This is a genomic window from Microbacterium gallinarum (assembly GCF_014837165.1).
Taxonomy (GTDB): domain Bacteria; phylum Actinomycetota; class Actinomycetes; order Actinomycetales; family Microbacteriaceae; genus Microbacterium; species Microbacterium gallinarum.
Map to the genome: position 1 here is coordinate 867,519 of NZ_JACSPM010000001.1, position 13,743 is coordinate 881,261.

A 13,743-nucleotide genomic window follows, 5' to 3' on the forward strand; every position below is an offset into this window, starting at 1 on the left:
AGTTCTCACCGGGTGGAATTCGGTTCGTCCCACACGAGCGACGCGAGGGTCTCGCGCACGTCGGAGGTCTCCGCGAGGTCGGTGACGACGCGCGCGAGGGCGGCGGAACGCTCCGCTCCGAGGCCCCGCACGTTGAGATCGAACTTCAGCTGCACCTGTTCGGCGCTGATCGGGCGGTCGGCCGTGCCGAGATTGGCCATCACCCGCTCCTCGACGATCGAGCCGTCTGTCAGGTGCACGCGCACGACGCTGGGCAGGCGCTCGGGGTAGAGGGACTCGACTTCCTCGTCGCGGACGTACCAGACGCGTTCGGCGATGGCCCGCACGAGCGGGTCGTCGAGGTTCTCCTGCGTGAAGTCGTCGAGGTGCAGCCCCAGCCCCGACCCGCCGCGCCAAGCGAGCGCGAACGTCAGCGGTCCGCTGAACTGCGCGTGGTACGGCGACTGCGGGTGGATCTTGGCCTCACGCGGCTCGGCGATGGTGCGGGTGACGGCCATCGGCACGGACAGCTCGATGCGCTCGATCGCCGCGACGTCGATGCCGCGACGCGAGAGCAGCATCGCCGCGTCGATGCCGGTGTGGGTGAAGACGTTGGTCGGGTAGGGCTTGACGAAGCAGCGGTCGAGCTCCCACTCCTCGCCGAGGCCCGAGAGGAAGCCCTCGTCGACCGGATGAAGGCCCGTGAAGGCGTTGAAGAAGCCGAAGCGGCCTTCCAGCACCGTGTCGGGAGCGGTCAGACCGTGCCGCGCGAACTGTGCGGCGGTGACCCCCGCGTGCGCCGCCCACCCGCAGTGGACGCGTTTCACCGAGCCCCCGTTGCGGTTGGCCTCGAGGATGCCGCTGCCCATGCTGGCGGCGATGCCGATCGCGTGACGCGTGGTCTCGGCATCCGATCCGAACGCCACGGACGCCGCCACCGCGGAGCCGATGGCACCGCAGATGGACGTGGCATGCAGGCCGCGCTCGAAGAACACGTTGTTGCCGACCTCGGGATCGTCCGCCCCGTTGCCGAGCCGGATCGCGACCTCGTTGCCGGCGGCGACCGCAGCCAGCAACGTGCGACCTTCGGCACGGGCGTGCTCTGCGGCCGCGAGCGCTGCGGGCACCGCCGACGCGCTCGGGTGCAGGATCGACGGCAGGTGCGTGTCGTCGAAGTCGAGCGCATGGGCGGCGGTGCCGTTGACGAGCGCGGCGACCGGCGCGGGCGCGCGGTCGGCGAAGCCGAGGAGCGTCGACTGCGGCGAGCCGCCCCACTCGCGGGCGAGCGCGAGGGCGGCCTGCACGGGCGCGGTGTCGACGGCGGCGATCGAGATGCCGACGGTGTCGGTGATACGCGCGAGCGAGTCGGCAGCGATGCGGTCATCGAGATTGGATGCCGTGGCGACGGCGAACTCGGCCAGCCGCGCACTGATGGTCGTGACGTCGGTCATGCGTGCACCTCGAAGACGGCGAGCGGGCGCACCGGTGAGCCGGTGGCGCCGAGCAGGGGAAGGGGGGAGATGACGAAGTCGAAGACGAGTCCGCCCCGAGCGGCCAGCGACTCGAGGCTGAGCATCTCGATGATCGGGATGCCGCGCTCCACGAGCATCAGCCGATGCACGGGCAGTCGGGCGTGCCCCTCGCCCGCCGGGATGTGCTCGAAGGCGGTCGTGTCGCTGCCGACGAAGCGCGGCCTTCGCGCAGCGAGCCACTCGCCGCCGTCGAGGTTCGGCCCGGGCACGCCCGACTCGTGTCCGACGAACGTCGGACCCTCATCCCACAGCTGCCCCCACCCGGTGCGGACGAGCAGTGCGGCCCCCTCGGGGATGTCCTCGGCTCCGCCGGGCAGCAGCGCCGCGGCGGCGTCGAGATCGGCGGCCGAGACGGGGTGGGAGGCGCCGAGACGGTCGACGCCCACCGCCCGCGGCACGTCGAGCAGGACACCGGGGACGATCGCCGGTGCGACCTCCTCGACGCCGTGCTCGGTGAAGCGGCCGGTGCGCTGCGCCGCCTCGGCGTCGACTCCGCCGTGCAGCAGACCGTCGGCGCTGATGTGTGCGAGCGCGTCGACGTGGGTGCCGGTGTGGGTTCCGAGCACGAGCAGGTCGTTGGCTCCCGACGTGCCGTCCACCCGCACGGCGTCGCCGTGGCGCCGCATCAGCGCGTGGCGATAGCCGGGGTGGCTGGGCGACGTCGGGATCGCCTGGTGCAGGCCGTGGCCGAGGTCGACGATGTCGAGTCGGGCGCCCGACGCCCGGGCGCCGGTGAAGGGACGGGCGGCGGTCGACGGACGGGCGTGGGTCGGCGACGGGGTCGTCATGAGGCGGTCCTCGCGGTCAGGGCGGCGATGGTCTGGGCCTGGCGGATCACCGGCGCATCGATGAACGAGCCGTCGGCGAGCGTGGCGACGCCGGTGCCGTCGTCCGCCATCGACGTGGCGCTGGCCAGCACCCTGCTCGCCCACTCGACATCGGCCGCCGCGGGACGGAACGCCTCGCGCACGGTGGGGACTTGGGCGGGGTGGATGCAGCTGCGGCCGAGGAAGCCGAGCGCGCGCTGCACCGCACTGTCGGCTGCCAGCCCTTCGGCGTCGGCGACGTTGACGAAGGCACTCGCGAGTGGAGACGGCAGACCGGCAGCGCGTGAGGCGAGCACCACCGTGAGCCGGGAGAGAAGGAGCCCCTCGGCGTGCGAGGTGCCGCGCGGCAGTCCGAGATCGGCCCGCAGGTCGGCCTCTCCGAGCATGAGCGAATGCACGCCGTCGACGACGGCGATCGCGTGGGCGTCGCGCACCGCGCGCGCCGTCTCCAGCTGGCAGATCAGGCGGCGGTCGTTGCCCCAGCCGGCCGTGGCCGCCGCCGCCCGGCGAGCCTCGTCGGCGCTGTCGACCTTGGCGACGCGGATCGCCTGAACGACGCCACGGCGCACGAGCGGCGTCACGGCCGCGATGTCGAGGTCGAAGTCGGGCGTCGACGGAGCGTTGACCCGCAGGACGGTGGGCACGCCGAGCCCGTCGCCGAGCGCCGCGGCGAGCCGGTCACGGGCGGAGGCGCGCTCCGACGGGTGGACGGCGTCCTCGAGGTCGATCACGACGCCGTCGGCGGCCGCGGCCGCCTTCGCGAAGCGGTCGGGGCGCGTGGCCGGCACGTAGAGCCACGCGAGAGCGAGCTCCCAGTCCGCCCCCATCACACGGCACCCGCCGCGCGCAGGGCGGCGATCTCGTCGGGGCCGTACCCGGCCTCGCCGAGCACGTCGTCGGTATCGGCGCCATGCCCCCGGCCGGTGTGCCGGATGGCGCCGGGCGTCTCCGACAGGCGGAACAGCACGTTCTGCATGCGCACGTCACCGAGGTCGGGGTCCTCGACGGTGGCGATGGTGCCGATGTGGTTCAACTGGGGGTCGGCGATCACCTGCGACATGTCGTACACGGGAGCGATCGCGGCCTCGGCGCGCTCGAACTCGGCGATGACCTCGTCCATGTCGCGCTCGGCGATCCACCCGGCGACGGCGCCGTCGATCTCGTCGGCGCGCTGGGCACGCTCGACGCCCGAGCCGAACCAGGGCTGTTCGGCGAGGTCGGCGCGGCCGACGAGCCGCATGACGCGCTCGGCGATCGAGGTCGAGCTCGAGGAGATCGCCACCCAGCGTCCGTCGCGCGTGAGGTACGTATTCCGGGGCGCGTTGTTCTCCGACCGGTTGCCTGCGCGCTGGGTGATGTAGCCGAGCTGGTCGTAGGCGAGCAGCTGCGGTCCGAGCATCGTGAGGATGGGCTCGATGATCGCGAGGTCGACGACCTGCCCACGGCCGGTGCGCGCGCGCGAATGCAGTGCGGTGAGGATCGCGATGGTGGCCGCGAGTCCCGCGATGTTGTCGGCGAGCGCCAGCGGCGGCAGCGTCGGCGGGCCGTCGGGCTGACCCGTCGAGAACGCGAACCCGCTCATCGCCTCAGCGAGCGTGCCGTAGGCCGGCCGGCGGGCCATCGGACCTGTCTGGCCGAAGCCGGTCACGCGCACGAGGATGAGGCCGGGGTTCGCGGCGGCGAGCGTCTCGTAGTCCAGGCCCCACTTCTCGAGGGTGCCGGGGCGGAAGTTCTCGACGACGATGTCGGCGTCGCGCACCAGGCGGAGGAAGACCTCCTTGCCCTGAGGGCGGGACAGATCGAGCGTGGCGGTGCGCTTGTTGCGCCCGAGCATGAGCCACCACAGGCCCTTGCCGTCCTTGCTCTTGCCGTGCGTGCGTGCTCCGTCGGGGCGCGTCGGGTGCTCGATCTTCAGCACGTCGGCACCGAAGTCGGCGAGGATCGTCGCCGCGCTCGGGCCGGCGAACAGGGTCGCGATGTCGATGACGCGGAGATCGTCGAACGGGCCGCTCACGGGCGGTCCGGCATCCGCCGTCGTGGCGTCGGCACGGGGTGTCGTTTTCACAGGAGCTCCCGACTCTCGATATTGCGGGCCACCGTATGGCGGCGCGGGCCCCGGGCGAAAACGCTTCTCTCACTGTCTGAGAGACCTTCCGGACGCTCCGGTTGACGAAACCCGTCAATGGTCCATATTCTGTCATATCGAATCGTATTCCTCGATACAGAATTCTGATCCGGCCGCGGTACACCTCGCGGGCCGTCCCCAAAGGAGGAGGGCACATGTCAGAGCAGCCCATCAAAGTCGACATCCTCATCGCCGGCGGCGGCATCGCGGGACTCGCGACCGCACTCGGACTCGCGCGAGGCGGCCGACGGTCGCACGTGCTCGAACGCGCTCCCGAGTTCGGCGAGGTGGGCGCAGGGATCCAGCTCGCCCCCAACGCGCTGGCGGCCCTCGACTCGCTCGGTGTGATCGACAAGGTGCTGAAGGATGCCGTCCACCCCGAGCGCAAGGTCTACATCGACGCGGTCACCGGCGAGACGATCGGCACGATCGACCTGGGGCCCGCGTTCGTCGAGCGCTACGGATACCCCTATGTGGTCGCACACCGCGTCGACCTGCACGCCGCGCTCCTCGAGGGCTGCCGAGAGAGCGGACTGGTCGACCTGGAGAACGACCAGGAGGTGGTGAGCGCGGTCAACCAGCCCGACGGCACCGTCCTCGTCACGACGGCGAGTGGGCAGCAGTACCTCGCAGACGCGGTCGTCGGCGCCGACGGCGTGCGCTCCAACCTGCGCAAGAGCATCGTCGACGACGAACTCGTCCCGTCGAAGTACGTCGCCTACCGCGGCACCGTGCCGATCGAGCTCGTGGGCGAAGACGTCACCTCCTCCCCGGCCGTGTTGTGCTGGCTCGGCCCCAACATGCACCTGATCCAGTACCCGCTGCGCGAGGGAAGGATCTACAACAACGTCGCGGTGTTCAAATCCGACACGTACAGCCCCGACCACGAGAACTGGGGAACGCCCGAGGAGCTCGACGCGCGTTTCGCGGTGTGCTGCGAGACCGTGCGCAACGCCGGCAAGTACCTCAGCCGCGACATCCGCTGGCCCATGTACGACCGCGAGCCGGCCGAGACTTTCGTGGACGACCGCGTCGCCCTCATCGGCGACGCCGCCCACGCGATGCTGCAGTACCTCGCCCAGGGCGGTGCGCAGTCGCTGGACGACTCGATCGCGATGGCCGACGCCCTGCTGTCCGACGAGGACGAGGCATCCGCGTTTCAGGCGTACCAGGACAAGCGCCTGACGCATGTCGGGAACATCCAGCGCCTGGCGCGCGTCGCGGGTGAGCTGTTCCACATCGAGGGCATCGGCCGCGAGCTGCGCAACTTCAGCTTCAAGGACCATCAGCCCGACGACTACGCGAACCTCGACTGGATGTTCATGCCGCTGGCGAAGGCCCCGGCGGAGCGCTCCTACCCGGTCTGACCCCATCCTCCCCGGCCCTCGCAGCCCGGGCAGTGCATCAGCGGCGCAGCTCCTCCTCGAGCTGCGCCGCTGCGTGCTTCACGGCGTCGGCCAGGTGCGGCACGTCGGCATCCGCGATCCTCCCCGTGGGGAACGTCACGCCGATCGCGTACTCGACCGACCCGGTGGCACCGCGCACGGGAGCGGCCAATGCACTGACGCCCGACTCGACCTCGCCGTGCTGGAGGATGTAGCCCCGCTCGGCGATGTCGCGCAGGTGGCTCGCAAGCGCGCGCTCGTCGAGCGCCGGATCCTCTGCGCGCGCCGCGGCCGCGACATCCGCCAGTTCCTGCCCTGACAGCAGGGCGCGGCCCATGCCGCTGAGGTGCGCCGGCTGCGTGTGGCCCGAGCGGTCGCCGACCCGCAGCATGTGCGGGCTCTCGACCGAGAACAGTGTGAGCGCCTGCATCCCGTCGAGGGTTCCGAGGTGGGCCGTCTCCTGGAACTCGTCGACGAGTTCGCGCAGGAGCGGCAATGCGGCCTGGCGGGCGCGCTCCCGCGGGTCGGCCAGTCGCGAGATCGTCTCGCCTGCGTGGTACGCCTTGGTGGCCGGGTCCTGGCGGGCGAACCCGTGGAGCGACAGCATCTGCAGCAGCCGGTGCGCCGTCGACGGGGCGACGCTGAGCGCGGCGGCGGCGTCTCCGATGCGCACGCCGCCCGGCTTCTCGGCGACCATCAGCAGGAGCCTGAGCGCCTTGTCGACCGAACCGATCGGGTATGCGGGTTGCTCGCGCTGCACTGCCTCTGCCATGGACCGATTCTAGAGGGGAGAATCCGATTCTGAGATCGGCGCATCGGGTGACGCCGACGCCTGATCGAGCAGCGAGAACCGCCACCCGGGCAGCAGGGCGACGAGCAGCGCGACGACGACCAGCGCCGCGCCGAACGCGATCGTCGCCCACTGCACGCCCCACACATCGGTGAGGATGCCGCACAGCAGCACGCCGACGGCGATCGACGCGGAGAAGACCATGTGGCGCGCGGCCAGCACGCGCCCTCGCAGCTGGTCGGGCGCCAGCAGCTGGATCGTCGTGTTGAGCGTGGCGAAGGCCGCGAGGAAGGCCGCTCCCACGGCCATGGCCGCGACGATGCCGAGGACGAGCGTGGGGACGACCCCGATCAGGCACAGCGCGAGCCCGAGGGCGATCATCGCGGCCGCCGCGCGTCGTCCGAGGGATCGTCTCGAGCGGACGATCGCGCCGGCCAGCGCGTAGCCGACCGCTCCGGCGCCGAGCGCCGCGGTGAGCAGGCCCAGCCCCACCGGCCCGGTGTCGAACACCGTCTCGGCGAACACCACGGTGAGCGAGAAGATCGGGTTGCCGAGCACGCCGACGACGCAGCACAGCACGATCGCGAGGATCATCGCGCGCGTGCCGCCGATGTACGCCAGCGCGTCCTTCCACTGCGCGGCGAAGCGTCCGCCGGCACGCGTGATCGCGCGGGACGGATGCCGGCGCACGAACAGCAGCGAGACCACGACGATCGCGAACGAGAGGGCGTTGAAGAAGAACGCCCACGTGGCCCCGAGCGTCGCCAGCAGCACGCCGCCGAGCGCAGGGCCGATCGCGCGGGCGAGGTTGAACTGCAGCGAGTTGAGCGTCACGGCCGAGGTGACGTCCTCGCGCGGCACGAGGTCGTTGACCAGCGACTGCCACGCGGGATTGTTCATGCCGTTGAGCACGCCGAAGCACGTGAGCAGGAGGATGAGCAACAGCGGCTCGTGGAGCCCGCTCGCCCATTGCGCCCACATCAGGAGAGCGATGACGCCGAGGCCGGCCTGCGTCCACAGCAGCAGCTTCCGGCGGTCGCGGGTGTCGGCCAGCGAGCCGCCGAGCGGGGCGAGGATGAAGGCAGGGCCGAACTGCGCGGCGGCGGCGAGCCCCACCCATACCGCGCTCTGCGTCTGCTGATAGAGGACGTACGGGACGGTCAGGTTGCCCAGCCAGGTTCCTGTGCTCGAGATGAGCGCACCGAACCAGAAGATCGTGTAGCTCCGGTGGCGGAACGCGCCGAGCGACCCACCCCACGATCGCGGGGCCTCTGCTGCTGCTGTCACTGACCTGCCTCGTCGTCGAAGGGTGGGCGCACGAGCACGTCGCCGGGGATCCGTGCGGATCCCCGGCGACGTGGTGACTCACTTGCCGAACGCGGCCTTCCAGATGGCGGCATCCGCCTCGCCGTACTCGAGCTCCTTCTCCGCGGGCATGACCCACACCTGGTCGGAGTCGAGCGGGGGCAGTTCGCGGCCGTTGGCGACCGGCGGGTCGACGTCGGCGCGTGCGCCGTAGTCGCCGACCTGTGCGATCACCGACTGGCCGCGCTTGGACAGCGCGTAGTTGATGAAGACCTGCGCGGCCTCGGAGTTCTCGGCCTCCGCCACCTTGCCGATGAAGAAGCTGAACAGCACCAGACCTTCGTCGGGCACGACGTAGTCGATCGGGGCGTTGTCCTGCGTGGCGGCGACGTTGACCGCCGCGGTGCCGGCGGTGGCGACGTTCAGCTCACCGCGCGCGAGGGCCTCCTGGCGCTGGCCGCCGCTGTCGAAGATCGTCGGGTTGAGCGCCGCGAGCTTGGTCCAATAGTCGGGGTCGACCTCTTCCTGGATGAACCGGTTGAGGGCGATCGACGAGCCGCCGGCCGTGCCGGAGGTGATGCCGATCTTTCCGGCATTGGCGGGGTCGAGCAGGTCGTTCCACGACGTGGGGACGTCCTCCTCGGCGACGAGCTGCGTGTTGTACGCGAACGTCACCGCGACATTGGCGAACGTCGAGAACGCGCCGTCGTCGTGCTGGAGCTCGGTCTCCTCCTCGATCGGGAGGGGGGTGTAGGGCTCGAAGATGCCCGCCTCGTCGAACTCGCGCGCGACCTTGTAGTCGGACGTGATGATCACGTCGGCGCCGAGCTGGTTCGCGCCGTTCTCCGAGAGGATGCGCTCAGACAGCTTGTTGGTGACGTCGCGGACGTACTCCACCTCGATGCCGGTGTCTTCGGTGAACGCGTCGTTGAAGGCGACCTGGTTCGCCTCCTGATACCCGGTGTAGAGCGTGAGGGTCTGCTCCTGCGCCGCGTCGTAGGTCTCTTGATCGGCGACGAGTTCACCGTCGATCACGAGGCCCTCTTCGACCTCGACCTCGGCTTCGTCGGTGACGACCGAGTTCGAGTTGCCGCCGCTGGAGCAGGCGGTCAGTGCCAGTGCCAGTACCGCGACGGAGGCGAGCGCACCGTATCTGATTCGCATGGATGGTCCTTCCCTGGTGGGTTCGGGCGAAGAGGCAGCTCTGCCTCTTACGCGGGGATGTCCTTGAAGCGCCGCTCACGCATTCCGATGAGCTGGGTGGCGACCGCGATGATCGCGATGATCAGGACGAAGACGAGGCTGATGGCCGCGGAGTAGCTGATGCTGCCGTTCTCGAAGCTGTGGAAGACGAGGATCGAGAGCACGCGCGTGTCCGACGTGTAGAGGAAGAGGATCGCGCTCATCTCGCGCAGACCGAGCATGAGGAGCAGCAGCAGGGTCGAGACGATGCCGGTGCGCATCAGCGGGATGGTGATGTTGCGGACGGCGCGCAGGCGGCCGGCCCCCAGCATCACCGCGCTGTTCTCGAGGTCGCCGTCCATCTGGAGCATCGACGACGAGACGCTGCGGTATCCCTGCGGCATGTTCACCGCCACGGTGGCGATGATCAGCAGCAGCAGCGTGCCGTAGATCGAGAACGGCAGGCTCAGCCAGGCCCACAGGATGCCCATGCCGAGCACGACCTGCGGGATCGCCAGCGGCGACATCGCGACCTGCTCGAGGAGCTGGCCCAGCTTCGACGTGCTGCGGAAGCGGATGTACGAGCCCATGAAGGCGATGAGCGTTCCGAAGATCGCGGCCCCGATCGCCAGGACGATCGAGTTCGCCGTCGACTGCTGGAAGTCGCTCTGGCCGATCGCCTGCAGGATGCGGTCCATCGAGAAGCCCGCGAACAGGTCGGCGAACTGGCTGATGTAGACGTTCTCGGACATCGAGGTGAAGATCAGCGCCAGCATGGGGAGGGCCACCGAGACGGCGAAGTACGCGATCGCGAAGCCGGTCGCGACCCAGCGCATCCACCGCAGCGGCACCGGGCGCGGGCGGTTGCCCTTGCCCGTCAGCGTCGTGAAGCGCTTGCGGTTGACCACGCGCTGCTGGAACCAGGTCACGACGACGACGGCGAGGGTGAGCGCCACGGCGATGCCCGCGGCCGCGTTCGGCTGGGGGTCGCCGGCCATCAGGCGGTAGATGTAGGTCGGGAGCGTCTCGATACCGGCCGGGTTGCCGAGGATCGCGTTGACCGGGAAGTTCTCGAGTGCGAGCACGAAGCTGAGGATCGCCGCGCCGGCGAGAGCAGGCACCGCCAGCGGCAGCGTGACCGTGCGGAACATCTTCCGCAGGCTCGCCCCGTGGATCGCGGCGGCCTCCTCGAGGTCGGCGTTCATCATCGAGAACGAGCTGTAGGTGAGCATGAACGTGTACGGCGCGTAGTAGATGCCGAGCACGAAGATCAGGCCCGCGTACGAGTAGATGTTGAGTTCGCCGGGGAGGCCGATCGAACGCAGGAACAGGTTCAGGTGGCCCGAGCTGGGGCTCGCCAGGATCGACCACGCCAGCGCGCCGACCAGGGCGGGGAGGAACATCGGGGCGATGCCGGCGATGTAGATGAAGCGACGCCATGGCGCGTCGGTGCGTGCCGCGATGAACGCCAGCAGCGCGCCGAGGACGAGGGACAGGATGCCGGCGCCGACGCCGATCACCAATGAGTTGACGAGGCTCTGGATGCCCTGCGGCGTGGTGAGGATCGCGAAGTTCTCGAGAGTGAACTGCCCGAGGTCGGTGTTGCCGGGGCGCGGGACCGAGGTCGAGAACGCCGCGATGACGATGAACACCACCGGCAGGATGATGAGGAAGAAGAGGACGATCGCGAGGATGCCGCTCGGGATCTCCCGGCGCAGGTGCTTGAGCGCGATCCGCCCGTGCCGCCGGCCGGCCGGCTTCGGCGATCGCACCGCACGCCGCGTGACGACCGTGCGCGTGCTCAGTTCATCCTCGGACCCGGTCGGCGTCGGCGGCAGCGTGATGGTCATGCTGCCACCGCCGTGTTCACGGCCGGGTCGACGGCGGTCTGGGGCAGCACCTGAACGGCGGTGGGGTCGACCGTGACCCACAGCGACTCGCCGACGGAGTGGCGCACGCCTGCGGCGAGCGGAGCGAGCACGTCGAGGTGAGTGCCGCCCGGGAGCTCGACGGCGTAGCGGATGCTGCTGCCCTGGAAGCTCGCGACCCGGACGATTCCGGGCCAGCTGTTCACGCCGGCCGCTCCCTCGCGGGAGAGGCGGATGTCCTCGCTGCGGATGCAGGCGCTGAGGTCGGTCGCCCCGGGCGCCGGTCGGCGGCCCGTCGCCGAGATCGAGACCGCCCCGTCGCCGAGCGCGAAGTCACCCGAGGTGCGGGAGGTCGCGGGCAGGACGTTCGAGACGCCGAGGAAGTGCGCGATCGACGAGCTCGCCGGCTGGGTGTACATCGCCGACGGCTCCTCCATCTGCACGATGACGCCGTCCTGCATCAGGGCGATGCGGTCGGCCAGGGCGAACGCCTCCTGCTGATCGTGCGTGACGTAGACCGTCGTGAGGCCGAGCTGCAGCTGGATCTCGCGCAGTTCGATGCGCAGGCGGTCTCGGAGGCGCGCGTCGAGGTTCGACAGCGGCTCGTCGAGGAGGAGGACGTCGGGGCGCATGACGAGGCTGCGTGCAAGCGCGACGCGCTGCATCTGGCCACCCGACAGCAGGCTCGCGCCACGGCTGGCGAAGCTCTCGAGACCGACGAGCTCGAGGACCTCGTGCACGCGCTGCTTGATCTCGGCCTTCGGCAGCTTCTGCAGTTTGAGCGAGTATCCGACGTTCTCGAACACCGTCATGTGGGGCCACACGGCGTACGACTGGAACACCATGCCGACGTTGCGCTTGTTCGGCGGCACGTTGATACCCCGGGCTGCGTCGAACACGACGGTGTCGCCGATGGTGATGCGGCCGGCAGTGGGCTCTTCGAGACCGGCGATGCAGCGCATCGTGCTGGTCTTGCCGCAGCCGGACTTGCCGAGCAGGACGACCGATTCATGATCGCCGATCTCGAGGTCCATGTTCTCGATGGCGGTGAACTTGCCGTACCGCAGCTGCAGATTCTCGATGGTGATCTTCATGGTCTCCTGCTCTCAGGCGTGAAAGGTGCGGGCTTCGATGAGCACGGGGCCGTCGGTGGCGAGGGCGCGCTCGAGCGCGTCGCGAAGCTGGGCTTCTGTCGCTACCGACTCGGCGGTCACGCCGTAGCCCTCGGCGAGGCGGACGAAGTCGATGCCCGGAAGGTCGAACGAAGGCGCGCCCTCGACGTCCAGTCGGCGGCCGAAGCTCACCATGGCACCATACGTCTCGTTGCGAAGCACGACGAAAACGACGGGGACATCATGTTGCGCGGCCGACCACAGGCCGGTGATGCCGAAGTTCGCCGAGCCGTCTCCGATCGAGGCGATCACGCGACGGTGCGGCTGCGCGAGCTGGATCCCGACGGCGGCCGGAAGGCCGAACCCGAGGCCGCCGGCGGCAGCCGAGTAGAACGATCCCTGCGCGCAGAGCTCGACGTTGTTCCAGAACGCCTCGGCCGTCGACGTCGACTCCACCACGTGGATCGCGTCGACGGGGGCGATCTCGGAGATCGTGCGGAAGACCGTGTCGGGGTGCATGCGGTCGGCGCGGTCGATGCCGGCGATGCGCACCGCGCGGGCCGGCAGCTCGACGTCGCGGACCGCGACCGTCTCCGACAGGCGCGCCGTGGTGTCGGCGACCGGGGCGAGGTACGCGTCGCCCATGGGGGCGCGGGAGATCTCCGAAGGGTCCTGCGAGATCTGGATCAGCCGCGACCCCTCGGCCAGGTACCGGCCCGGGCGATCGTGGTGGTAGCGGAACACCGCCGCGCCGAGGACGACGACGAGGTCGTGGGGCGACAGCAGCTCGGCGATGCCGGCCACATTCGCGGGGAGCAGGCCGGCGAACTGCGCGTGCGACGTGGGGAACGGGCAGCGAGCAGGTGACGGCGCGATCCACACCGGGCAGCCGAGACGCTCGGCCAGCAGGACCGCGTGCTCATTCGCGTCGGTCGCGTCGACCTCGGGGCCGAGCACGAGCACGGGCGACCGGGATGCGTCGATGGCGTCGACGATCTCGGCGAGGCGCGCTTCCGACAGGCCGGTCGCGTCGAGCACGTCGCGGGCGACGGTGAGCTCGGTGTTCGCGTCGGCGTCGTGCTCCCAGTCGTCGTAGGGGACGGAGAGATGGGTCGGCCCCTTCGGGTGCAGGTTCGCGGTATGGATGACCTCCGCGAGCGAGCGAACGACGTCCTTGGGCGAGAGCGGCTCGAGGCTGAGCTTGGTCAAGGGCTTCGGGAGCTGCGCCGCGTCGGTGCTGGCCACCATGATCTGCTGGCCGACCATCGAGCGCACTTGCTGGCCCGAGAGCACCACCACGGGTGACTTCGACTGCACGGTGTTCGCGAGCACGCCCATCGAGGTGCCGGTGCCGGCCGCCGAGTGCAGGCTCACCAGCGGTGCCCGGCCCGAAGCCTGGGCGTAGCCGTCGGCCATGGCCAGGACAGCACCCTCGTGCAGGCCCATGACGTACGTGAAGTCCTCGGGGAACTCCTTCAGGAACAGCAGCTCGTTGGATCCGGGGTTGCCGAACACCGTGGTCATGCCGTGCCTGCGCAGCAATCCATACGCTGCGTCACGAATGGTCGTCATCGATTCCTCGCCTTACGCGGGGGGCTTCTGCGCCCGCCGCGCGACAAGAGTAAGCAGGTCATTGCC

Annotated in this window: 11 protein-coding genes; 1 reads left to right on the forward strand and 10 read right to left on the reverse strand. The window is 70.0% G+C overall.

Going from position 1 to position 13,743, the window contains the following annotated elements:
• Positions 1-5 precede the first annotated feature (5 nt).
• The 4 genes from H9622_RS03945 to H9622_RS03960 are packed head-to-tail and all read right to left on the reverse strand — an operon-like array spanning position 6 to position 4,403.
• A complete protein-coding gene (locus tag H9622_RS03945) occupies positions 6-1,430 on the reverse strand; it encodes an MmgE/PrpD family protein (protein WP_191764426.1) in 1,425 nt (474 codons plus the stop codon).
• Positions 1,427-2,299 carry a cyclase family protein gene (locus H9622_RS03950; protein ID WP_191764428.1) on the reverse strand — a complete coding sequence of 291 codons (873 nt, stop codon included), beginning with the start codon at positions 2,297-2,299 and terminating at the stop codon, positions 1,427-1,429. The genes H9622_RS03945 and H9622_RS03950 overlap by 4 nt, the downstream gene beginning before the upstream one ends.
• Complete coding sequence (locus tag H9622_RS03955; RefSeq protein ID WP_191764430.1) at positions 2,296-3,165, reverse strand: HpcH/HpaI aldolase/citrate lyase family protein; 870 nt, start codon at positions 3,163-3,165, stop codon at positions 2,296-2,298. The genes H9622_RS03950 and H9622_RS03955 overlap by 4 nt, the downstream gene beginning before the upstream one ends.
• Entirely contained in the window at positions 3,165-4,403 is a 1,239-nt protein-coding gene (locus tag H9622_RS03960) for a CaiB/BaiF CoA transferase family protein (protein WP_191764432.1), read from the reverse strand. Before H9622_RS03960 ends, H9622_RS03955 begins: the two co-directional genes overlap by 1 nt.
• A gap of 215 nt (positions 4,404-4,618) precedes the next feature.
• On the opposite strand from H9622_RS03960, the gene H9622_RS03965 reads away from it, so the two are divergent.
• Complete coding sequence (locus tag H9622_RS03965) at positions 4,619-5,830, forward strand: FAD-dependent monooxygenase (RefSeq protein ID WP_191764434.1); 1,212 nt, start codon at positions 4,619-4,621, stop codon at positions 5,828-5,830.
• Between the two features lie 37 nt (positions 5,831-5,867).
• Here the strand turns inward: H9622_RS03965 and H9622_RS03970 are convergent, their stop codons facing one another.
• The 6 genes from H9622_RS03970 to mdlC form a co-directional block, all read right to left on the reverse strand.
• Positions 5,868-6,620, reverse strand: a complete 753-nt coding sequence (locus tag H9622_RS03970; protein ID WP_191764436.1) for an IclR family transcriptional regulator — start codon at positions 6,618-6,620, stop codon at positions 5,868-5,870.
• A 9-nt stretch (positions 6,621-6,629) separates the two neighbouring features.
• Positions 6,630-7,925, reverse strand: a complete 1,296-nt coding sequence (locus H9622_RS03975; protein ID WP_191764439.1) for an MFS transporter — start codon at positions 7,923-7,925, stop codon at positions 6,630-6,632.
• Positions 7,926-8,003: 78 nt separating this feature from the next.
• On the reverse strand, positions 8,004-9,107 hold the full coding sequence (locus tag H9622_RS03980; RefSeq protein ID WP_191764441.1) for an ABC transporter substrate-binding protein: 1,104 nt from the start codon (positions 9,105-9,107) through the stop codon (positions 8,004-8,006).
• A gap of 47 nt (positions 9,108-9,154) precedes the next feature.
• A complete protein-coding gene (locus H9622_RS03985; RefSeq protein ID WP_191764442.1) occupies positions 9,155-10,975 on the reverse strand; it encodes an ABC transporter permease in 1,821 nt (606 codons plus the stop codon).
• Positions 10,972-12,087, reverse strand: a complete 1,116-nt coding sequence (locus tag H9622_RS03990) for an ABC transporter ATP-binding protein (protein ID WP_191764444.1) — start codon at positions 12,085-12,087, stop codon at positions 10,972-10,974. Before H9622_RS03990 ends, H9622_RS03985 begins: the two co-directional genes overlap by 4 nt.
• Before the next feature lie 12 nt (positions 12,088-12,099).
• Positions 12,100-13,677 (reverse strand): benzoylformate decarboxylase, encoded by a 1,578-nt coding sequence (gene mdlC / locus H9622_RS03995; RefSeq protein WP_191764446.1) that lies wholly within the window; start codon positions 13,675-13,677, stop codon positions 12,100-12,102.
• Positions 13,678-13,743 lie beyond the last annotated feature (66 nt).